Annotated in this window: 24 protein-coding genes and 1 riboswitch; of the genes, 4 read left to right on the top strand and 20 right to left on the bottom strand. The window is 40.7% G+C overall.

Annotated elements, in window-relative coordinates; translation table 11 throughout:
• Positions 1 to 256 precede the first annotated feature (256 nt).
• The 4 genes from AB8E63_RS07730 to AB8E63_RS07745 all read right to left on the bottom strand — a co-directional run bounded on the left by AB8E63_RS07730 (position 257) and on the right by AB8E63_RS07745 (position 5,992).
• Complete coding sequence (locus AB8E63_RS07730) at positions 257 to 961, bottom strand: MIP/aquaporin family protein (RefSeq protein ID WP_368910683.1); 705 nt, start codon at positions 959 to 961, stop codon at positions 257 to 259.
• A gap of 70 nt (positions 962 to 1,031) precedes the next feature.
• Positions 1,032 to 2,858: a type 1 glycerol-3-phosphate oxidase gene (gene glpO, locus AB8E63_RS07735; protein WP_368910685.1), complete on the bottom strand. Its 1,827-nt coding sequence runs from the start codon at positions 2,856 to 2,858 to the stop codon at positions 1,032 to 1,034.
• A 41-nt stretch (positions 2,859 to 2,899) separates the two neighbouring features.
• The gene (gene glpK, locus AB8E63_RS07740; protein WP_247942374.1) at positions 2,900 to 4,408 is read right to left on the bottom strand and encodes a glycerol kinase GlpK; all 1,509 of its coding nucleotides are present in this window, start codon (positions 4,406 to 4,408) and stop codon (positions 2,900 to 2,902) included.
• 156 nt (positions 4,409 to 4,564) lie between these two features.
• Positions 4,565 to 5,992, bottom strand: coding sequence for a helix-turn-helix domain-containing protein (locus AB8E63_RS07745; protein WP_368910686.1), 1,428 nt, complete (start codon positions 5,990 to 5,992; stop codon positions 4,565 to 4,567).
• Between the two features lie 164 nt (positions 5,993 to 6,156).
• Between AB8E63_RS07745 and hslO the strand changes: the two genes are divergently transcribed.
• Together hslO and dusB are read left to right on the top strand one after the other, a co-directional pair.
• Positions 6,157 to 7,029, top strand: coding sequence for an Hsp33 family molecular chaperone HslO (gene hslO / locus AB8E63_RS07750; RefSeq protein WP_368910687.1), 873 nt, complete (start codon positions 6,157 to 6,159; stop codon positions 7,027 to 7,029).
• A complete protein-coding gene (gene dusB, locus AB8E63_RS07755) occupies positions 7,016 to 7,996 on the top strand; it encodes a tRNA dihydrouridine synthase DusB (protein ID WP_368910688.1) in 981 nt (326 codons plus the stop codon). The genes hslO and dusB overlap by 14 nt, the downstream gene beginning before the upstream one ends.
• A 74-nt stretch (positions 7,997 to 8,070) precedes the next feature.
• Here dusB and AB8E63_RS07760 read toward each other — a convergent pair whose 3' ends face one another.
• The gene (locus AB8E63_RS07760; protein WP_024054184.1) at positions 8,071 to 8,766 is read right to left on the bottom strand and encodes a hypothetical protein; all 696 of its coding nucleotides are present in this window, start codon (positions 8,764 to 8,766) and stop codon (positions 8,071 to 8,073) included.
• A 275-nt stretch (positions 8,767 to 9,041) separates the two neighbouring features.
• Here AB8E63_RS07760 and AB8E63_RS07765 point away from each other — a divergent pair, with 275 nt between their 5' ends.
• Positions 9,042 to 9,272, top strand: a complete 231-nt coding sequence (locus AB8E63_RS07765; protein WP_368910689.1) for a hypothetical protein — start codon at positions 9,042 to 9,044, stop codon at positions 9,270 to 9,272.
• Positions 9,273 to 9,469: 197 nt separating this feature from the next.
• Here the strand turns inward: AB8E63_RS07765 and AB8E63_RS07770 are convergent, their stop codons facing one another.
• The 9 genes from AB8E63_RS07770 to AB8E63_RS07810 all read right to left on the bottom strand — a co-directional run bounded on the left by AB8E63_RS07770 (position 9,470) and on the right by AB8E63_RS07810 (position 16,717).
• On the bottom strand, positions 9,470 to 10,243 hold the full coding sequence (locus AB8E63_RS07770; protein WP_368910690.1) for an NUDIX domain-containing protein: 774 nt from the start codon (positions 10,241 to 10,243) through the stop codon (positions 9,470 to 9,472).
• 1 nt (position 10,244) lies between these two features.
• Positions 10,245 to 11,021, bottom strand: a complete 777-nt coding sequence (gene pnuC, locus AB8E63_RS07775; protein ID WP_281138047.1) for a nicotinamide riboside transporter PnuC — start codon at positions 11,019 to 11,021, stop codon at positions 10,245 to 10,247.
• Between the two features lie 9 nt (positions 11,022 to 11,030).
• Positions 11,031 to 12,089 (bottom strand): AAA family ATPase, encoded by a 1,059-nt coding sequence (locus tag AB8E63_RS07780; protein ID WP_368910691.1) that lies wholly within the window; start codon positions 12,087 to 12,089, stop codon positions 11,031 to 11,033.
• A 247-nt stretch (positions 12,090 to 12,336) separates the two neighbouring features.
• Positions 12,337 to 14,769 carry an ATP-dependent Clp protease ATP-binding subunit gene (locus AB8E63_RS07785; protein ID WP_368910693.1) on the bottom strand — a complete coding sequence of 811 codons (2,433 nt, stop codon included), beginning with the start codon at positions 14,767 to 14,769 and terminating at the stop codon, positions 12,337 to 12,339.
• 6 nt (positions 14,770 to 14,775) lie between these two features.
• Entirely contained in the window at positions 14,776 to 15,234 is a 459-nt protein-coding gene (locus tag AB8E63_RS07790; protein ID WP_368910695.1) for a CtsR family transcriptional regulator, read from the bottom strand.
• A gap of 133 nt (positions 15,235 to 15,367) precedes the next feature.
• On the bottom strand, positions 15,368 to 15,610 hold the full coding sequence (locus tag AB8E63_RS07795; protein ID WP_368910696.1) for a 16S rRNA processing protein RimM: 243 nt from the start codon (positions 15,608 to 15,610) through the stop codon (positions 15,368 to 15,370).
• A gap of 101 nt (positions 15,611 to 15,711) precedes the next feature.
• Positions 15,712 to 15,891 (bottom strand): hypothetical protein, encoded by a 180-nt coding sequence (locus AB8E63_RS07800; RefSeq protein ID WP_368910697.1) that lies wholly within the window; start codon positions 15,889 to 15,891, stop codon positions 15,712 to 15,714.
• A gap of 46 nt (positions 15,892 to 15,937) precedes the next feature.
• Complete coding sequence (locus AB8E63_RS07805) at positions 15,938 to 16,105, bottom strand: hypothetical protein (RefSeq protein ID WP_368910699.1); 168 nt, start codon at positions 16,103 to 16,105, stop codon at positions 15,938 to 15,940.
• 387 nt (positions 16,106 to 16,492) lie between these two features.
• On the bottom strand, positions 16,493 to 16,717 hold the full coding sequence (locus AB8E63_RS07810) for a hypothetical protein (protein WP_368910700.1): 225 nt from the start codon (positions 16,715 to 16,717) through the stop codon (positions 16,493 to 16,495).
• 226 nt (positions 16,718 to 16,943) lie between these two features.
• Here AB8E63_RS07810 and AB8E63_RS07815 point away from each other — a divergent pair, with 226 nt between their 5' ends.
• On the top strand, positions 16,944 to 17,153 hold the full coding sequence (locus AB8E63_RS07815; RefSeq protein WP_368910702.1) for a CPCC family cysteine-rich protein: 210 nt from the start codon (positions 16,944 to 16,946) through the stop codon (positions 17,151 to 17,153).
• Positions 17,154 to 17,670: 517 nt separating this feature from the next.
• Here AB8E63_RS07815 and AB8E63_RS07820 read toward each other — a convergent pair.
• The 6 genes from AB8E63_RS07820 to AB8E63_RS07845 form a co-directional block, all read right to left on the bottom strand.
• Entirely contained in the window at positions 17,671 to 17,973 is a 303-nt protein-coding gene (locus AB8E63_RS07820) for a hypothetical protein (RefSeq protein WP_368910703.1), read from the bottom strand.
• A gap of 50 nt (positions 17,974 to 18,023) precedes the next feature.
• Positions 18,024 to 18,236: a hypothetical protein gene (locus AB8E63_RS07825; protein ID WP_368910705.1), complete on the bottom strand. Its 213-nt coding sequence runs from the start codon at positions 18,234 to 18,236 to the stop codon at positions 18,024 to 18,026.
• A gap of 103 nt (positions 18,237 to 18,339) precedes the next feature.
• Entirely contained in the window at positions 18,340 to 19,068 is a 729-nt protein-coding gene (locus AB8E63_RS07830; RefSeq protein ID WP_368910706.1) for an ABC transporter ATP-binding protein, read from the bottom strand.
• Complete coding sequence (locus AB8E63_RS07835; RefSeq protein WP_368910707.1) at positions 19,068 to 20,075, bottom strand: ABC transporter substrate-binding protein; 1,008 nt, start codon at positions 20,073 to 20,075, stop codon at positions 19,068 to 19,070. The genes AB8E63_RS07830 and AB8E63_RS07835 overlap by 1 nt, the downstream gene beginning before the upstream one ends.
• Before the next feature lie 37 nt (positions 20,076 to 20,112).
• Positions 20,113 to 20,871: an ABC transporter permease gene (locus AB8E63_RS07840; RefSeq protein ID WP_368910709.1), complete on the bottom strand. Its 759-nt coding sequence runs from the start codon at positions 20,869 to 20,871 to the stop codon at positions 20,113 to 20,115.
• Complete coding sequence (locus tag AB8E63_RS07845) at positions 20,834 to 21,124, bottom strand: MTH1187 family thiamine-binding protein (protein WP_368910710.1); 291 nt, start codon at positions 21,122 to 21,124, stop codon at positions 20,834 to 20,836. Before AB8E63_RS07845 ends, AB8E63_RS07840 begins: the two co-directional genes overlap by 38 nt.
• A 75-nt stretch (positions 21,125 to 21,199) precedes the next feature.
• A riboswitch (TPP riboswitch) is annotated at positions 21,200 to 21,302 on the bottom strand.
• Positions 21,303 to 21,495: the final 193 nt, after the last annotated feature.

The raw sequence follows: 21,495 nt of genomic DNA on the forward strand, positions 1-21,495 counted from the left end.
AAAAAAACAAATGACTCTTACCACTAAACCCCAATAACGAGACAAAATTATTTAAACAACAAATATAATTCAAGACCTAAAAGATTGATGAATGAACTAGTGAAGTACTCTGTTTTTTAGCTGAAATAATAATTAACACCAGTATATAAACTTAAAAAAATCAAAACGACCAAAATGAAGTGAGGCAGCGCTCCTTATTTTGGTCATTTTTGGTAAGTTATGTTTATTGAGATATAAATATTTGGGTTTTATTATCTTAGAAAAGTGAAAATACGAGAACTGCTAGGGCTGCACCGATAACAGGTCCCACAACTGGAATCCAAGCATAAGACCAGTCTCCATCGCCTTTGTTTGGAATTGGCAAGATACTGTGCATGATACGAGGTCCAAGGTCACGCGCAGGGTTCAAGGCACAACCTGTTGTCCCACCTAGTGATAGACCAATACCGACAATCAAAGTCCCCACTGCAAAGGTGCCGATACCTGCCTGAAAATCATAAAGCCCCAAAGCAAAGATTGTCAATACCAAAACAAAGGTGCCAAGGATTTCACTGATTAAGTTAGAAACTGTATCCTTGATGGCCGGTCCAGTACTGAAGGTTGCCAGGATATTGCCTGCATTTTCTTCTGCCTCATAATGCGGTTTGAATTGCAACCAAACCAAAATCTGACCCAGCATAGCCCCTGCGAACTGAGCTAGGATGTATGGGAAAACGGAAGCCCAAGAGAGCGTTCCTTTTAAGGCCATCGCAAACGTTACAGCTGGATTTAGGTGGGCTGGGCTGAGCGTGCCAGATACAAAAGCCGCAACGGCTACAGCAATTCCCCAACCCATAGTAATCACAATCCAACCTGCATTGTTGCTCTTGGTTTTAGGAAGAACCACACCTGCAACAACACCATTTCCTAGAAGAATCAGGATTAAAGTCCCCAAAAATTCTCCAAATAATTCTTTCATCATATCGTTGTCTCCATTTTAAAGAAGGAGAGGGAAGGCAAGGAAGGCTTGTCTCCCTCTCTTCTAGTTTTTCTTAATTTTTCAATTCCGCTAGATCGTTGTTAGCAAGGGCTGCTTCAACATCCGCACGGTAAGCTGCTTTTTCTTCATCAGACCAGTCATAGAATCGTCCCATTTCATCCAGAACTGGCTCCACAATGCTATCCAAACTATCACGCATAAAGAGCATGTGGTTGGTACGGCGAAGGAGAAAGTCAACTGGGCTCAGAGCCAACTCATTGCGCATTGCATAGTGAAGGGACAAGGTATCTGCCAAGCTGAGTCCGGGCGCTTGTTCCAAGCTGTGAGCAAGAGCAAAGACTTTCGGTGCATTTGAACCGTAGAGATTTGCTAGGTAATGAGCTTCCTTGCTATCCAAGCCACGTGACACTCCAAGTTGAGCAAAGGCTTCAATTTCTGAGTCCACATTTGCTGGGTTCAATTCTCCACCTGAAACAGGGTAAGTCTTAGAGTTGATGAGTTTAAAGCTACGGTCAAATTCTGCTTTGAGAATGTCAACCACGCGCTCCATAGCCCCTTCAGCCATCTTACGGTAGTCTGTGATTTTACCACCAGCAAGGGTCAACAGGCCATTGTCATCACGGTCCAAGCTCGAACCACGTGAAACTGCAGATGGGTCCAAATGTTTCTCAGATGTGCTACTTTCAAGCTTGCTGACAGCAGACTCAACATCTTCACGCGATTTTTCTTTCGATAGATAAGCCTCGACAGTCGCAATCAAGTTATTGAAGCTTTCATCGCTAATGGTTCCGTTATTTCCACCATTGTAGTCAGAAGCGCTATTGCCTGCGATCAATGGACGAAGACCAGCCCAGCTGCTTTCAATATCAGCAACGGTAATGTTTGCTTCTGGGAAGCGGTTGTTGACAATGCCAAGTAGATAATCTACATCTTCCTGCGTCACTTTTGGATGTTCCAAATCACCTGTGTAGTCTGTATCGGTTGTACCAAAGTAAGTCTTGTTTTCACGTGGGAGAACAAAGACCATACGACCATCTCCCAAACCTGTGTCAAAGTAAACTGGCTGTGAAACCTTGATCTTGCTTGAGTCCACCACCAAGTGAACTCCCTTAGTTGGACGCATTTGTGAGAATTGCGTTCCCTTATTAGACAGATTGCGTACCTTGTCGCTCCAAGGACCTGTCGTGTTGATAACCAGACGAGCCTTGATATCAAAGACTTGGTCTGTCAACAAATCACGAGCCACGACACCTGTAATCTTACCACTTTCGTCAAAGAGGAAGCCTTCTGCCTTCACGTGGTTGGCAATGAGGGCACCATCTTGGTTGGCACGTTTGATGTTTTCGATCACGAGACGCGCATCGTTGTTACGGAAGTCAAGATAAACTCCACCTCCTACCAAACCTTCTTTCTTCAAGTTTGGCTGGCGTTCCAAGACTTCTTCTTTGCTCAAAACCTTGTTTGCAGCAGGCGTATTGTTAACCCCTGCCAATAGGTCGTACAAGTCCATGGCTACTTTGAGACGGAAAAGGCTAAATGTTGCTCCATCCTCGTCGTAAACTGGCAAGAGCATTGGATCTGGTTTTGGAATATGTGGAGCGACTTGTTGAACCACCGCACGCTCAGAAACTGTATCTGATACCACTTCCACGTCGAATTGTTTGAGATAACGTAGACCTCCGTGGACCAATTTTGTTGAACGGCTAGATGTTCCTTCTGCGAAGTCCTGCATTTCAATCAAACCAGTGTCAAGACCACTGGCTGCTGCCTGCAAAGCTACACCAGCTCCTGTAATCCCGCCACCAATAACCAAGAGATCCAAGGTGCGTTCCTGCATTTTTTTAATTGATAATTCACGTGTTTTCTTTGAAAATTCCATATTTACACACTTTCTATCTGAGTCACTTTATTCTTCCAATATTAGTCATCTACTTCCGCAAAGACTTGAGTTGCTTTCACAGCCTTCTTCCAGCCCTTATAGAGTTGTTCCTTACGAGATTCGTTCATCGATGGTTCGAAAAGTTCTCCTGTCTCGTTCAAGAGTTTCAACTCATCCAAGTCCTTCCAGTAGCCTACTGACAATCCTGCCAGGAAGGCTGCCCCTAGGGCAGTTGTTTCCAAGTTTTTAGCGCGTGCGATATCAATTCCCAAGATGTCAGCTTGGAACTGCATGAGGAAGTTGTTCATGGCTGCACCACCATCTACCTTCAAGACTTGGATAGCTGTCTGAGCATCCACTTGCATGGTGTCAATGATGTCACGTACTTGATAAGCGATAGATTGCAAAGTCGCCTTGATAAAGTCTTCTTTAGTTGTTCCACGAGTCAAGCCAAAGACAGATCCTCGAGCGTTTTGGTTCCAGTATGGTGCCCCTAGACCTGTAAAGGCAGGTACGACATAGACTTCGTCATTATTGTAAGAATTAAGAGCATATTTTTCAGACTCTGGTGAGTTTTCCACCATGCGAAGACCGTCACGAAGCCATTGAATGGCACTTCCTGCGATGAAGATAGAACCTTCCAAAGCATAGTAAACCTTGCCGTTAATACCATAACCAATCGTTGTCAAAAGGTTGTTTTCAGACAACTGCATTTCTTCACCAGTGTTCATGATGATGAAGGAACCAGTTCCGTAGGTATTTTTAACCATACCAGGATCAAAAGCCAACTGACCAAAGAGGGCTGCTTGTTGGTCACCTGCCATACCAGAGATTGGCACTTCTCCACCGTAGAAATGGAATGGAGCTGTCTTGCCATAGATTTCAGAGTTAGAACGAACTTCTGGAAGCATAACCTTAGGAATATTGAGGATTTCCAAAATCTCATCATCCCATTTAAGATCCTTGATGTTATAGAGCATGGTACGAGCTGCGTTTGAGTAGTCAGTTACGTGAGCTGCGCCGTCAGTCAATTTCCAAACCAGCCAAGTATCAATGGTACCAAAGAGCAATTCACCCTTTTCTGCTCGCTCTTGAGCACCTTCTACATGGTCCAAAATCCAACGAACCTTAGTCGCTGAGAAGTAAGCATCGATGATCAAACCAGTCTTCTCATGGAATTTTTCCACATAACCTTGGCTTTTTAGTTGTTCAGCCAGAGGAGCAGTTTGGCGTGATTGCCAAACGATAGCATTGTAGATAGGGAGCCCTGTTTTCTTATCCCAGACGACAGTTGTTTCACGCTGGTTGGTAATCCCGATGGCTTCGATTTGACTTGGTTTCACACCACTTTCGATGAAAGCACCCGCAATAACTGACTGAACAGAGTTCCAAATTTCATTGGCATTGTGCTCTACCCAACCTGCTTGAGGGAAAATCTGAGTGAATTCTTTTTGGCTAGAGCTGACCTTCTCGCCTTTTTTGTTAAAAATGATGGCACGAGAACTGGTAGTTCCTTGGTCAATAGCCATAATGTATTTTTCTTGTGACATGTGCTGTCCTCCTGATAAAATCTTGAGGGGGTTCCTCTTTACAGTAACTAGTATACAAAATAAAGCGCTTTCCTGTTTATCAATTTTTTTAAAATTTTAAAAAAAAGTGAGGAGATTGTGCGAATTTCACAAAAAAGACCTGAAAATTCAGGTCTTTTAGGCAAATAGCATCTGACGGATCGTAGCTAAATCTTCGATGTCCAAATCATTTTTCAAATAGTAGACGGGTGTTTGTTCTTTCTTATGAATGGGGTTATTGGTAACCAGCAAATCATAATGACGAGTACGGTCATAGGCTTCAATGCTAATGAAACGATTGTACTCCAAATATCGTTTTAAAAGGGCTGACATTCTCGAAAAAACAAGGAAGCCTGCTGTTAGATCTAGCCCTATTCTCAGATGCTTGCCTATATTTTCTGCCATATACTCCATCAACTGAAGCCATTCCCAAATGATTTTTTTATCCAGATCCGTCCCCTGATGAAAGGCTGGCAAGGAGGCGAAAATTTTCTGAGCAATATCTCGAAAGTCATGCTCCATCAGCAAATAAGGGTGGCGATGCTCTATCTGATACTTGTATCGATCTTGCAAGATATAGCCCTTGTATAGATAAACTTGACCACAAAGTTGACTCAGTTCATAAGTGATATGGTCCTCTGTATAGTCCCCTAATAGCTTCTCCTTCTTCATTTCCTGGATCATTTGTGTCAGTAAAGCCGCAAGTTCTCCCCCAAATCCGAGTATGTACTCCATGGTATGAAGGGGCAAAATGCGATGAGACAAGAGGAAAGAGAAGAAAATCATCATCTCCCCATCCTCAGTTCCTAGAGGAATGTGCTGCCCACCAAAAAAAGAAGAAGCCTTGCCAAGTAGACGAAAGTAGAAAATATTGTCAAAATAGCCCCGCATTTTTTCTTCTATAACATGAAATTGACAGGCGTTAACCCGAAGGCGCTGTTGACTGATATGAGTCCAGAGAACCAAGTCTAATTTCTGACCCGAAGACAAGCTGGCACCGCAGATTTCTTCTAGAGTAGCAATATCCTGCTTTCTCTCCGCTTTCTGCATATGACTTTCCCACTCCTGACTGGACCAGACCTTGCGGAAAAGGCAGAAATAAAAGTAACGAATCTGATGCTCTGGACCTCGCCAACGACCATTTTGGATGGATAAGTCAAACTCTGACAAAATATGATTCAAGCTAGACAAATGGCGACCAAGCGTGGCCTCGCTAATCATTAATTCTTGAGCCAATTGATGGGCTAGGAACTGTTGGTGATAGAGAAGGTAAACCAAAATTTGGTACTTAATGGCATTGTCTAGAAATAAGCTCCGAATCTCTCTCCCCTTTGTGGCAGTACCGACAGACAGACGCAGGCTTTCATCATCCAAGTGGATGGTCAGCTCTAACCCTCTTTCTAAAGCATTTTCGTTAATTAGAGAGATATACTTGGTTAAGGTCGCCTTTGAAAAACCTGTTTCTTCCATGGCTTCCTTGACTGTTGTCTGCGAATCTTGTAATAAAAAGGAAAGGACTAAAAATTGACCAGATTCGGCTTTTTCCATCAAATCACCTAAATACATTTGTTACCCCTTTCATTTTCTCCTACAAGCATAGCATAAATCTTTCAAATGCTGAAATAATCTGTTTCTCATTTTATTTTAAAGCTGATTTCCTCGTCATTATTCCATAGAAACAGCAAACACACCACTCCCTCTTTGGGCATTTTTATGCTAAAATAGTAGCTATGGATAAAATTATTAAAACTATATCAGAAAGTGGATCTTTTCGTGCTTATGTACTAGACAGCACTGAAACGGTCCGCACTGCTCAAGAAAAACATCAAACTCAAGCTAGTTCAACCGTAGCACTTGGCCGTACCCTTATCGCTAGCCAAATTCTCGCAGCCAATGAAAAAGGAAATACCAAGCTAACTGTCAAGGTTCTTGGGACTAGCTCCCTCGGTGCCATTATCACAGTTGCAGATACCAAGGGTAACGTCAAAGGCTACGTTCAAAACCCTGGTGTTGACATCAAAAAGACTGCAACTGGTGAAGTCCTAGTTGGGCCTTTTGTCGGAAACGGTCAATTTCTCGTTATCACAGACTACGGTACTGGAAATCCCTATAATTCCATGACGCCTCTTATCTCTGGAGAAATCGGTGAAGACCTGGCTTATTACTTGACTGAAAGCCAACAAACTCCATCTGCAGTGGGACTCAATGTCCTACTTGATGAAGAAGACAAGGTCGAAGTTGCAGGTGGTTTCTTGCTCCAAGTATTGCCAAATGCCAAAGAGGAAGAAATCGCACGTTTTGAAAAACGAATCCAAGAAATGCCTGCTATCTCTACACTTCTGGAAAGCGATGACCATATTGAAGCCCTTCTCAAAGCAATCTATGGTGACGAGCCCTACAAACGTCTGTCCGAAGAAGAAATTCGTTTCCAATGTGACTGTAGCAAAGAACGCTTTATGGATGCTCTTGCCAGCCTTCCAAGTTCAGACCTTGAGGAAATGAAAGAGGAAGACCATGGGGCAGAAATCACTTGTCAATTCTGCCAAACAACTTATAACTTTGATGAAAACGACCTGGAGGAACTCATTCGTGACAAATCTTAATACACCTTTTATGATTGGGAACGTCGAGATCCCAAACCGGACGGTCCTCGCACCCATGGCTGGCGTGACAAACTCAGCCTTTCGTACCATCGCAAAAGAGCTCGGAGCGGGGCTCGTTGTGATGGAAATGGTCTCTGACAAAGGTATCCAATACAATAATGAAAAGACTCTTCACATGCTTCATATCGATGAAGGGGAAAACCCGGTTTCTATCCAACTTTTTGGTAGTGATGAAGACAGCCTCGCACGCGCAGCAGAATTCATCCAAGAAAACACTAAGACCGATATCGTCGATATCAACATGGGCTGCCCAGTTAACAAAATCGTGAAAAATGAAGCTGGGGCTATGTGGCTCAAGGACCCAGATAAGATTTACTCTATCATCAACAAGGTCCAAGCTGTCCTTGATATCCCCCTCACTGTTAAAATGCGGACAGGTTGGTCGGACCCATCCCTAGCCGTGGAGAATGCCCTCGCTGCTGAAGCTGCTGGTGTTTCTGCCCTTGCTATGCACGGTCGTACACGTGAACAGATGTACACTGGCCATGCGGACCTTGAGACTCTTCACAAGGTTGCCCAAGCTCTGACAAAGATTCCATTCATCGCTAACGGTGACATCCGTACTGTCCAAGAAGCCAAACAACGTATCGAAGAAGTTGGTGCTGACGCTGTTATGATTGGACGCGCAGCTATGGGGAATCCTTACCTCTTCAATCAAATCAATCATTACTTTGAAACAGGAGAAATCCTGCCTGATTTGACCTTTGAAGACAAGATGAAAATCGCCTACGAGCACTTAAAACGCTTGATTGACCTTAAAGGTGAGAATATCGCTGTCCGTGAATTCCGTGGCCTAGCTCCTCACTATCTCCGTGGTACATCCGGAGCTGCTAAACTCCGTGGAGCTATTTCACAAGCTAGCACTCTGGCTGAGATTGAAGCCCTCTTGCAATTAGATAAAGCTTAAAAGTTAATAAAAACCCGTAACCTCCACTGAGTTACGGGTTTTTATTAATTTGAGCAAAGTCTTAACACTAGCTTTTATGGTTGAACCAAGACAACACTAGAAACTGTACCATCCGCACCTGTTGTAATTTGGATGACTTTTCCGCCACCAATCTTAGCATTATACTTACCATCGTCAAGAGTGTAAGCATAACCTCGGATAGAATAGTTTTCTTTCTTTCCATCAGCTGTTTCTACTGTGAACTGGCCACTTGGTGAAACTGTAATGGTTTCGCCATTTGCTCCCTTCCAACTTCCTGCTGCTGCTGAAAAATCACCATCAACCATCGTTAAAACGCCTTTGTAACGTTTATTGTGTTCTGCCTGCTGATCCTGTAATTTGCGGTCAGTTGTTGGATCATAAGTTGACTGGCTTGCTTGATTAGATTGATTTTGTGAAGCTTGCTGATTAGAAGATGATTGGGCTGGGGTTTCCTGTTGCTGAGGCGCTTGGGGAGTTGGTGCAGCTTGGTTAGATTCTTGACCCTGAGTTGTAGGACTTGAAGTTTGTTCAGAGGAAGCTTTAGCTTTTTCTGAAGTAGTGGTGCTTGTTGAAGCTTGAGATTTACTATCTTTGTTAGAAGAACTTGCCTTTGAACTTGACGTGGTTTGTGTTGTTTTATTAGCATTGTCATTTTTAGCTTCTTCTTTTTTATTACCACATGCTCCTAAAAGCAAAGTTGAAGCCAATACGGCAACTGCTAGTAAACGAATGGAATGTTTTGTTTTCATGATGTGCCTCCTGTGTAATCTTTTCGAAATATTATGAAATACTTCTGTAATGTTATTGTAATATTTGTTTTAGGGTTTGTCAACTATTTATATATGCTTTTGGTTTTTATTTATATTTATTCTTTTTAATCCTCCTATCTCTATTATTCGTTAAAAATTTAAAAAACAGGAAATTTTTCCTACTAAAAATACTATATTTTACAAGTGTAATCGCTTGCATTTTTTTCTTGAAGGACTATAATAAAATTGAAATAGGATATTGGAGGTGTAGGTTTATGTCAAAGAAATATTACAAATATCTTCCCTGGTTGATTATTGGTGCTTTCTCTTCTTATGGGGTTGCTACTCATTACGCTCAAACAACATTTGATTTGTTCTACTTAACCACTATTTTCATGATTGTTTATGTGGCTCTAATGTACTTACACGAACATTATTTAAAATATAAATACAAAGATTTATTCATTCGAATCATGAGCAATTCTAATAAAGATAAACATCCTTAAACAAAAAGAGGTCGGGAAAATCCCGACCTCACTTTTTTATGACTAATAAGTCTTTGACACGATGGCTGAATTGACTTTTGATACAAACTTTATTTTCTCCATTCTCAAGCTCAACCAGTCATCGGACTTGTTGAAACTTCTCAGGACTGAAACTAGGAAACCAAGACTTGGGCTATCGATTTCTGCTCTCAAGCTTTTTATTTCAATCGATAGGTTTTTCTTGGTTTCTTTTTAGGCACTCGTTTGAGCCCAACTTCTTCTACATATTCACCGTATTTAATTAGAAAGTTATTGCTGACGATTGGTCGTCCTGGGTTGATGAGATTGACTAATTCGGTTCCTTCATAGACAGTGAATTCCTCCTCTAGCAGATAGAGAAAGGTCGGATTCCAGTCTAGACGCCCTTGGATTCGTTTAATAGACTCTTGGATAATGGCATAATGGTCAAAGGCGAAGGCTTGCTCCCCCAGCTCTAGTCCCTCTAGGAAGCACTTACCCGTCTGAAAATCAACATCGACAAAAACCACATCCTTGGCATCATCACCAGCTTGAACGAGATCAAGTACGCGGCTAGGTAGATACACCAAGTGGGCGATAGTAACCGTCCAGCCCCGCGGATCACGACCTGGAGTAGATACTGTCATCAACTGTTCGATTTTTTCCAAAGGAAGGTCAAGGTTAACCTCCTCTCTCACTTCACGCTGACAAGCATGGGCAGCATCTTCCCCTTTATCCATAAAACCACCGACCAAGGCCAAACAGTTCTGATAAGGATGGGCCTTACGGCGGATTAGTAAGAGTTTGATTTTCCCTTCCACAAAGCAATAAGCTACCATATCCACCGTCACGCTCGGTTTTTCATACTGAGGAAGTTCCTGTTTGTAGTACCAGTCTAAAAATTCCTTCTCAGTCGCATGAATCTCAAAATATTCTCTCTCTGTCATTCCATCCGGGATTATCGTTTCAGTCATCTTATCCCTCCTTGACAGCCTTAGTCCATTGGTACCAACCGACTAGACTATTGATGGTGTAGACCCAGTACATTCCTTGGATATGAATGTTTTCACCCCACCAGAGGTAGATACTAAAGAGATTGGTTGCAATCCAGAAAATCCATTGCTCACGGTAAAGACGTGTCATCAAGAGCTGACCAACACCATTGGTCGCATCGGTAACACTGTCACGGAAAGGACGAGCACTGCTGATACTTTGGTAGGCTAATCCCATGCCAATCCAGATGATAGCAGTCAAGGCCAAGTACTTGAGCCAATCAATCAGACCGAGTTTCTTAGCTTCAAAGTGAGACTCCTCTGGTCTTCCTTGCTCATTGATCCGATTAGACAACCAAGTATAGAGACCAATAGGTTGCATGACAAAGAAATAAACTGTTGTCAAAACTTCACCGTAGAAAGTCGCATTCATAGCTAGGACCAAATAGATTGCAGAGTTAATAGCTCCAAAAAGGTAGTTACTAGCTCGACCTTCAGCTACTAAGATAACGCAGACAATCCCTGTCCAAGAGGCCAAGAGACCAATCCAGTCATGACTTTCTGTATTTTGTGTAAACTCCAGAATAAGAGGAACACTTGATAAAGCAATCAAATAGAGCCACTGGAAAAGACTACGGCCCACAAAGAGGTCTTTCCAAATCAAACGCATAACTCCTGCAAAACCAATTTTACGAGCTTCTGCGTGAACATTTTTAAAGTTTTCAATAAATCGTGTGATTTTTTCAGTTATTTTTTTCATTTTCTTCTCCTAATCTGCTTGGTAAATGGCATCAATAGCTACTTTTGCTGCTTCATAATTTCCTAGATAGTCATCAGCTAGATAAACATGAGGGATATTGCCTAGATATTGCTCCCTCATCATATCCAAATGCTGAGAAAAACTGTGACGGATATGCTCTTCTGCCATGGTCATGTCGCGAAAACCATCATTGACATAAGAGCCAATAGGTTGCACAAAGAGGATTAAATCCCACTTTTCCTTGGCTACGATGGAAACAAAGAGATTATCAAAGGTCTCTACGGACAAGTCCTCCTGCTCTTCGCTTTCCATGTAGTAATCGTAGTAGCCCTTGGTTACTAGTGAGTTGGTATCTGCAATGACTAGGCCTCGATTGGCATTGCTATCGATTAACTTGGAAGTTTGATCATATTGGCCCAAAAGAAGGTAATAATAATCTTTGGGGGTAAGCTCATCATCTCGGACATTATTTTTTATCTGATACTCACGAGCATACTCCAGACTGACTGGCGCGTCATAAAAGCGAGCTAAATCCTTGGCTAGAGTTGTTTTACCATTACTAGCACTTCCCATAATCAACACTTTTTTCGTAAATTGACGGCGGAAAGGTTGAGCGATATATTTCCAATATTTGCTTGGATTTTCACGAATCATGCTAGCTGAAATTCCAAATTTTCTTTCCTGTAGAACAGTCTCGAAACCACGTTTGTCAAGTTCTGCCTGATATTCAGGCTCTCCTACAAAAAAGATAAGCTCCTGACCAGTCTGGTCATAGGAAATGGCCTGCAACATCTGATCCAACCACTCCTGCCAGCCCATTGGATAGCGTGGAATATTGGTTTCGTCAAGTTTACAAACAGAGGTCAACTCATCATCTCGAAAAGCTTCACGAATATAGCGAAATCTCTTTTGTAGTGTAAGCCCTACCTGTTCACCACGATCTCCCTTATAACCTGAAACTACCACCCATACAGCATCACATTGACGTTTTGCTCTTTGGATTAAATCAATATGCCCCTGATGTAAGGGAGCAAAGGTGCCAAAAACCACCGCTATACTCTTTTTCATATCTGTTCAACCTTTTTATAACTTTTTATATTTTATATTATAATTCATCTCCCTGTGTTTGTCAACACTTTTTTATTATTTTTTATAAAAACGTTGCCACCTGATATTAATTTTATACTTGATATACAAAACTTGAGCAGGAGAATTCTGTTTTGAAATCCTTAAACTAAATGCAAAATCCAAGTCCTTATTTAAGTAACAACTTTTCAAAAAAGAGGCTGAAACAACTTGTTCCAACCTCACTTTTTTATACAATATCAAATTTCAATTGACCAGCTTTGACACCAATCTTAAGTGTCTTACCTTCTTTCAGTTCACCTGTAAGAAGGAGTTCTGCTAGTTTGTCTTCTACTTCTGTTTGCAGAGTTCTGCGCAGTGGGCGAGCTCCCATCTCTGGATCATAGCCCTTCTGAGCTAGAAGTTTAAGGGCAGATGCTTGAAGTTTCAAGTCTATCCCTTTTTCTGCCAGGCTTGCAATCAATGGTTTGACCATAATCTTAACCACTTCCTGCATATCTTGACTTGACAAGCTATGGAAGACTACCTTCTCATCAATACGGTTGATAAACTCTGGACGATAAGCTTTTTTCAACTCTTCAAACATACGTTTTTCCATACTCTCTTGATCAAAACGAATATCTCGAGCTCCAAAACCGACTGTCTTATCATCACGAAGGGCTGTCGCACCAAGGTTTGACGTCATGATAATAATGGTGTTTGAAAAGTCAACCTTGCGACCCTTACTGTCCGTCAAGACACCATCATCCAAGACCTGCAAGAGCACATTAAAGATGTCTGGGTGAGCCTTTTCTACCTCGTCAAAAAGCAAGACTGAATATGGTTTGTTGCGAACCTTCTCGGTCAGCTCTCCACCTTCTTCATAGCCTACATAACCTGGAGGAGCTCCGTTGAGACGGCTGGCTGCAAATTTCTCCATGTATTCACTCATGTCAAAGCGGATAAGGGCAGATTCGTCATCAAAGAGGACTTCTGCCAAAGCCTTAGCCAATTCAGTTTTACCAACACCTGTTGGTCCTAGGAACATAAAGGATCCAATTGGACGTTTGTTATTGCGAATACCTGATTGATTTCGGCGGATGGCACGACTGATACTAGAGACAGCTTGTTCCTGTCCAATCACACGTTTATGCAGTTCAGCTTCAAGGTTTAGATACTTCTTGGCATCCGTTTGTGTCAATTTTTGAACTGGAATACCTGACAAGCGACTCAAAGTTGTCAAAATATCAGATTCTTTTACGACATCTTTGTAAACAGGTGCTTCCTGCTCTTTTGAAATGAGTTGCGCTGCTTGCTTCCATTTGCCATCCATCAAGGCCTTATCAGCTGCCGTTAAACCCGACTCATCTGATTTCACATGTTTCGATTTGTTTTGGACTGTCGCTGCGGCCTCATCCAAAAGGTCAATCGCTGAGTCTGGCAAGTGACGGCTTGTCAAATAGCGATGCGCCATTTTAACAGCTGTTTCGACAGCATCGTCTGTAATTTGGACATGGTGGTGCTTCTCATAAGTTGCCTTTAATCCTTGTAAGATAGCCATACTATCAACCACGCTCGGCTCCTCAATCATCACTTTAGCAAAGCGACGAGAAAGGGCTGCGTCTTTTTCGATATGTTTTTGGTATTCTTCCTGAGTGGTTGCTCCGACAGTTCTCAGAGTTCCACGTGCCAAGGCAGGTTTTAGGATATTGGCCGCATCCAAGGTCGAGTCAATCCCACTTCCTGAACCCATAATAGTATGAAGCTCATCGATAAAGAGGATAACCTTACCATCTTCCTCGATATCTTTGATGATATTGTTCATACGTTCTTCAAAATCCCCACGGAAGCGAGTTCCTGCAACCACATTCATCAAATCGAGTTCTAGGACACGCATCTTAGCCATTTCATCTGGCACATCTCCATTGGCAATACGTTGTGCAAGGCCAAGTGCCAGTGCTGTTTTACCAACACCTGCATCTCCAACTAGAACGGGATTATTTTTGGTCTTACGGCTCAAGATTTGAATCATACGAGAGATTTCTAGATTACGTCCGATAACTGGCTCCAACTTACCTGAACGAGCTTGCTCTGTGAGATCATGAGTGTAATCTTCCAAACCACCACTTGGAGTTTGAGGCATGCCCATCATATTAGCCATGGAGTTTTGCTTATCTGCTACTGAGCGATGGCGCTGACGCAGAGCTTTCAAATCTTCCTTTGTCCAACCAGCACGCGCTTCAAGACTACGACGAAGTCCAGCAATCTTGACTTGGTCCTTCTGGTCTTCATAAGAAAAGCCAGCTTTTTCCAAAATGCGAGTAGCTAAAGCATTCCCGTCATGCAAGATTGCGTAGAGAAGGTGCTCAGTTCCCAATGCTTTTGCATGTACAACGGAGGCAACATGTTCCGCCTCCAACATCAAGACGTTTAAACGATAAGAAAAAGGGAGTTCTTGATAATCTTCCTTGTGGCTATAGTTGGCCTCTGTTAATTCAACAGCGACCTCCTCTAAACGATCAATTTCATATGGAAACTCGTTCAAAGTTGCTCCAGCAACACTGTAGCTATGATTAGCCATAGCAATCAGTAGGTGCCAAGACTCCAGGTAGTCTGCTCCAAAGCGACTCGCCACTAGAAAGGCACTGTCTATACATTCTCTCAATGCTTTTGAATATTCCATTAAATTTTATTTTCCTTTTCTATCTACTTCATGCAATATCTGACGAAGCATATTCGCACGAATATAATCAGCTTCCTCGCCCAAAACACGATCTGAGGCCGTTGCAACTAACAGATTCATCTCCTGACGAGTCAAGAGTTCTTGTTCAAATAAAAGTTTTAAAACATCTTCAAAAATGACTTGGTTAACCTCATCACCCACTGAATACAACAAATCACGGAGCATATCATGATGGTTAGAGAATTCAATTCGACCAATCCGAATATAGCCTCCACCTCCTCGCTTACTCTCAACTAGATACCCTCTACTCTCTGTAAAACGAGTTTTAATCACATAGTTAATCTGGCTAGGTACGACTTGAAAGGTATCCGCTAGCTGGCTTCGTTGCAATTCTACGATACCAGATTGTTCTAAAATCGCCTTGATATAGGCTTCAATATGGTCTGATGTATTTTTAAATTTCATAGCTTGCTACCTCCTTCTTAAACTTTGACTATCTTTGACTATACTAACATTTAAGAATCCATAAGTCAAATTTTTAGAGCTCAAGCCTTGAAAATACTGAGTTTATTTAAAAACACTTAGGCATTAAATCGCCTTAGTTTTTCTTGAAAGTTCCTAAAAAATCCTCAAAAAGAGCCCTAAAAAGGGCGTATTTTGACGAGTTCAGCAAGTAAGAAATTAGCTCATCAAATGACGTTGCCTGATATTCCTTTTCCCCAATCACTACTATAATGTCATTAACAGATTTTGGGAAAACCCAACATTGTTGACCATTATAATCAAAAGAAGCTTCCCAACCGTTACTATATAATTCCATTAAGTCATCTATTATGGCCATATATATCCTTTTTCATATTGTTTTCTACCAAATAAGGCAGGCAAAGGCACTCCGATTGCCCTTAGCACTACGAAATTACTTTAATTGAGATAATATCACTTTCAGGGAGAGAGCTCTGAAGGTTCATTAGACCTTGGATTAGCAATGAGAATCGTAATTTCATCCTGTTCATCATTGTCCATTTCATCAACAAAATCAATGACAAGCCCCTTGATAATTTTACCATTATTAGTGACTACCTGAACTCTTGATCGGAGATAAGTCCATAGCCTTTTACTCATTTTCTACATCCTTTCTAGCCCAATTGCTAGTTTTACTTGAGCCATTTTATGTAAGGATTCTAATCTCCTTAATACTACCTACTATCAAACCATCAGCAAACTCTTCGTCTTCCCCAAATTTAGCTGTCAGCTCAAGAAAAAAATCATAGTAATCAACAACATAGCCATCTACTCCTCTTTTTAGCATATCTAATATTTGTTGACTGTATTTCATCGCCCGCTCCTACTGATAAAAGAAATATAGTATATCTTACTTAAAAATAACAAGTCCCCTGATAAACTAACCTGCTATTTTTCTTTTCTTAAAAAATATTATATACTCAAGCAAATAAAGGAACTGGTTTGACAATCAATAACCTATTTTATGCTATAATTTAAGTAATGAGAGTTACTACCTCCTACATTAAAGGCTTCGGCTGTGGGGGGTGTGTGCTCTCTATTTTTTATGCTTATTATCTTCAGCTAATTATTGTAAAAGATGCCTCTTTGAGTTATAATTTAGATAAGAAAGAAGTATGGCTTTCCCGCCCAAAAAGCTTTATAGCTGTGGGAGAGTCATGCTTCTTTTCTTTTAAAAACGTAACTGGCTTTCTCTAGGTGCTTATTCATATTCAATTATTTCACCGATATAATTCTCATCAGAAGCACTTTCAAAAGCGATCATATACTTAGAATCGAAGGAAGGAACAGTTTCGTATTCAAAACCTTTTAGCCTTATTTTCCGACAGATAATAGTTCCATTAAGTCCCTTATCTAATTCTGGATCTAAGTACAGAATTAAATAGTTCCCAAGTCTATTTTGACCGACAACTCTATTAATTGTCATGGTATACCTTCCTTTTTTTATTATATCATATCTAAAAGACTCTATCATTCATTAGTAATATTAACTAGATTAAAGTATAATGATACTATAACTCTTGCAGAAGCTAAGAAAGCCTATCTCAGGAAAGTTTAGAAAGATAAGAGAATTTAATTTAAAAGCATTTAGTTCTAGCCAATTAATATTTCTGGTTTCACTATTTTAAAACGATAATTAGGAGTAGATAATTATGAATAAGACTGGTAGAGAAAACGTAGTAATGATTAATGATGAAGAATATGTACATTGTCCAGTTTGCGGAACTTTAACTGCTGTTTATGATATTTGTGAACATTGCAATTGGCAAAACACAGGGGAGACCAATATTGATGGAGGTCCCAATAAGATGACACTAGCAAAAGCTAAGGAAGCTTACCTTAAGGGAATTCCAATAATATAACAAACTATAGTACTACAAAATCAGGAACAGAAAAATGGAACTTAGATAGTTTAACAATAAAGTTGTAACGATTACAGACGTTGATAACCAGACCTTTGAGGGAATTTGTCTTTTTGAAGATAAGGATACTTTTGATGAAGAGTATGATGCTTTATCTGTTAAAACAGGTTTACGATGGATGAGATTGTTTGAAAATGATATTTTAAACGTTAAAATTATTAAAAAAATTAACTAACCTAAAAGCCCTTAGATTTTTTCCAAGGGCTGATTTATTTGCAAGGATAGGCAGGACTGTCGAGGCTCCTGCATTTCTCGACCCACTAACTAAGTAGCGCGTTGGTGACAGATTTTCAACCTCTATCCTTCGTATCTTAATTATTTCACAGTATCCATCAAAAATTAATTATGAGAGAGGCGACTGAACATCAAAAATAGTCTATTTGTATTTAAGCATGTTTACTATTGTATATAATCTTTATCAGTCATATTATTCAATGCTTATAAATAAATGCAGAATTTATGACTTTCTATCCGAGAAAAAATCTCTCCAGAAAGGATTTTCGCTATCAAAAATTTTAACCTCTTCTTCCGTCATATTGTGAGGATAGTCAAGAAAAAGGTTATAAATTTTTTTCTTATCAAAGCTGAACAGAAACTCTCCTATAACACCTATTCTATAAATCCACCAAACTTTTGAATCTTCACTATCTTTGTAAAAATCACTGTACCCTTCAAGATTAGACTCCGAAAAAATAGGTTCATCTATTTCATCGAATGGGTCTTGTTTGCTGTAGTCATTTAGTTCATTATTTAACATCATTTAGGGCCTTTCCATCATCTATTGAAATAAAATGTGACCATATTTTGATTTTATGATACTTGTGGAAAAATTTCATCCCATATATCCACTAAACTTTTCCCGTCAAAAACTTTAGCTTCCATTGCTTCATCAATTGTATCAAACTGCCGACCTTCATAATCATAACCAACGACACATATGCTCGATAAGAAACAAGCACCTCGGCCATTAACATTAAATTCAAGATCTGTATCTAAATATTTTTTAATTTCATCTTTTTTCATCACAACACCATACCTCAATTATATCACTTTTTATCTATCAGAATTTCCATTTATAGACAAAAAAGAGCTGGCAAAGTAGCAACCTCACCAACTCCCTATCTTTCTAATTATTTAAGCCCAACTCCGCTAAAATTTGCCGTTTATAGGCAATTTTTTGAACTTCCTTGTCTTCAGTTTCAGACCAGTCGAGTTTGACTTCAGAAACAATCTGCCCAGGGCGATTTTTCAAGATATAGATACGGTCGCTAAGGTTAAGAGCCTCCTCGATACTGTGCGTAATGATGAGTGTCGTCAGGCCTAGCTGTTTATGAATATCAAGATACCAGGCATGAAGCTCCATCTTAGTCATCTCATCCAAGGCACTAAAGGCCTCGTCTAAAAGAAAGAGCTTGTGCCCGAAAAGATAGGTCCGAAGTAAGGCTACACGCTGGCGCATCCCACCGCTGAGTTCATGAGGATACTTGTCCCGTACGGCCGTCAACTGAAAGGTAGCAAGGATTTCATCCGCTTTGGCAATAGCTTCTGCCTTATCCACCTTTTGAATCAGGAGAGGCAGGATGATATTTCCTAGCACCGTCTTATGTTCCAAGAGGAGATCCTTTTGTAGCATATAGCTCACGCGCCCCTTAGGATTTTCCTCTCCATCAAGAATGATTCGCCCTGACTGGACTTCTAAAATACCTGCAATCAGGTTAAAGAGGGTAGTCTTTCCTACACCACTGGGGCCTAGGATAGAGACAACTTCACCTGAAGTCACTTGCAGGTTAATATCCTCTAAAATCTTTTCATTGTCGTAGGCATAGCTTACGTGTTCTAGTCTAATTTCTGTCATTATTTTACAAATTCGTTAGTAAATCCTTTATCAGTCAAGTCTTCCTTGAGGATTCCATTTTCCTTATCCCATTTGTAGAAGGCATTCCATCGATCAGCATCAAATTGTCCCCATTTTTCCTTATCACTTGCGTATTCTTTTGACAAGTATTTCTGAGATTCGATGACAAAGTCACGTTTATCCTTTAACTCAGGGGCATTCTTGATCAAGATATCAGCCGCTTCTTCTGGGTGATCCATAGCGTATTGGTAACCTTTTTTAATAGCTTGGATGACTTTACGAGCTTCTTCTTTATTGTCTTTCAGATAATCGTTGTTAGCGATGATAACTGGTGAGTAGTAGTCAAACTCTTTTACATAGTCTTTCAAATACATAAAGTTTGCATCCACACCTTGAGATTTGGCTAGAATTCCATCCCAACCGTAGTAAATCCAAGCAGCATCAAAAACGCCGTTAGCAATCGGTGTGATCGAATTTGAGTCGTTATTTGGTACTTTTTCAACCTTCTCGAAGTCTCCACCTTGAGATTCTACCAAGGTTTTCAACATAGCAAGCTCAGTCGGGTCATTCCAGGTTCCGTATTTCTTACCAACTAAGTCTTTTGGACTGCTAACATTGTCAGACTTACGAGAGATAATCCCTGATGTGTTGTGCTCTACAATCGTTGCAACGGCAGTAATGCCTGCCCCTTTTTCCAATTTCTTAGCCATGTAATCTTGGAAGTAGATAGCAAACGGTGCCTTACCGTTGATAACTAAGTCTGACGAGCTTTCTTCAGGTGGCAATTTCAAATCAACATCCACTCCAGCTTCCTTGAAATAGCCTTTTTCCTTGGCTACATAAAGCCCTGTATGGTTGGTATTGGGTGTCCAGTCTAGGATAAAGTCAATTTTTTTGAGTTCTGCTTCTTTGTTATCCTTAGAAGCAGTTCCTTGGCCACAAGCCACAAGCACGACAGCCACAAGTGCTGTTACAATCGTTAAAAACACTTTCCATGTTTTCTTCATTTTTATTTCCTCTTTTCTTTTTCTAAAACGCTCTATTTTAAGCACGTTTCCATTTAATCACATATTTTTCACTAATATCGACCAACTTCATACCCAAAAGGCTGATAATCGACACCAGAATAATAATCGCAAACATGGTATCATACTGAAAAAGTTTTTTAGACTGAATCATGTAGACACCAAGTCCTTCAAAGCCTCCCAACCACTCGGATACAACTGTTGTGATAAAGGCGTAGGAGACACTGACCCTCAATCCTGCATAAAAGTAGGGCAGGCTGACAGGGATTTTAAAATGCCAAAGGATTTGCCAAGGATTTGCTCGCATCAAACTAAACAAGGTCAGCATGTCCTTGTCACAATGCCTAAATCCATCCAAAATACTGACGATGATAGGAAAAGTTGTCGTCAAGATAATCAAGACAATCTTGGGCAAGATTCCATAACCTAGCCATAAAACTAGAATGGGGGCTATAGCAATTGTCGGAATGGTCTGAACAACTACCATCATAGGGTAAATCAAGTCATTGAGCCACCCCAAACTATCCATAAGAACGGCCATGATACAGGCTATTAAAACACCCAATACCAAACCTAGCAAAGCTACTCTCAAGGTTGCCCAACTATGGTACCAAAGAAATTCTCTGTCACGAACAAAAGACTGGAGGATTTCAAGTGGTGTCGGCAAGATAAACTTTGGTAAGAGTTTTAACAAACCCGCTGACTGCCAAAGAGATAAGACACCCAAAAATCCTAGCAAACTAATGTGCCGTCTCATTATATTTTTCAAGTTTCTCATCGATGCTTAAAATCTCTCCTACATTTATTTTCACATTGGCAAAAACATTGTCTGCCCCTTGACCAGCTACCTCCAACGCTTCTTTGAGAATGCGCATGAGCTCATCAAACTCTCCTTCCAAAACCGTTTCAAAGGGTGCCACCACCATGGTCACTTCTTGAGATTGCAGATAAGCAATGACCTTATCAATTACAGCTATGCGGTCAATCCCCTGTGACAGGGGCAGGACTTGTAAAGCAATGCTTGCTTTCATTAAAACCTCCTTCTAAGTTACAGTTTTTCTTTATAAAAAAAGAAAAACCTCTTCCATATATGAAAAAGGTGCAAAATTAGGCTAAGTTTCGTTCCCTACGCTGGCATTACCCAGATCAGGTGCGGTCGAAGTTTAACACTTCCTCTCAGACTGTACACAGACTCCCATATATTATATGGACATATGATAACGAAAAATAAATAAGATGTCAAGGAAACTGCTTACAGAAAAGAGAGTGGGACAGAAATCGGTAATTCGTTAGAATTCGATTTCGTCGTCCCACCTCCGCACAGTTGAGTAGGGCTGTAAAAGCTGATGAAATCAGCGTAGTAAAGCCCACTCAACCACTGCGTCTTGCTCGACAATCCAAA

Origin of the sequence: Streptococcus sp. oral taxon 061 (genome assembly GCF_964211575.1) — a bacterium.
Classification (GTDB): domain Bacteria; phylum Bacillota; class Bacilli; order Lactobacillales; family Streptococcaceae; genus Streptococcus.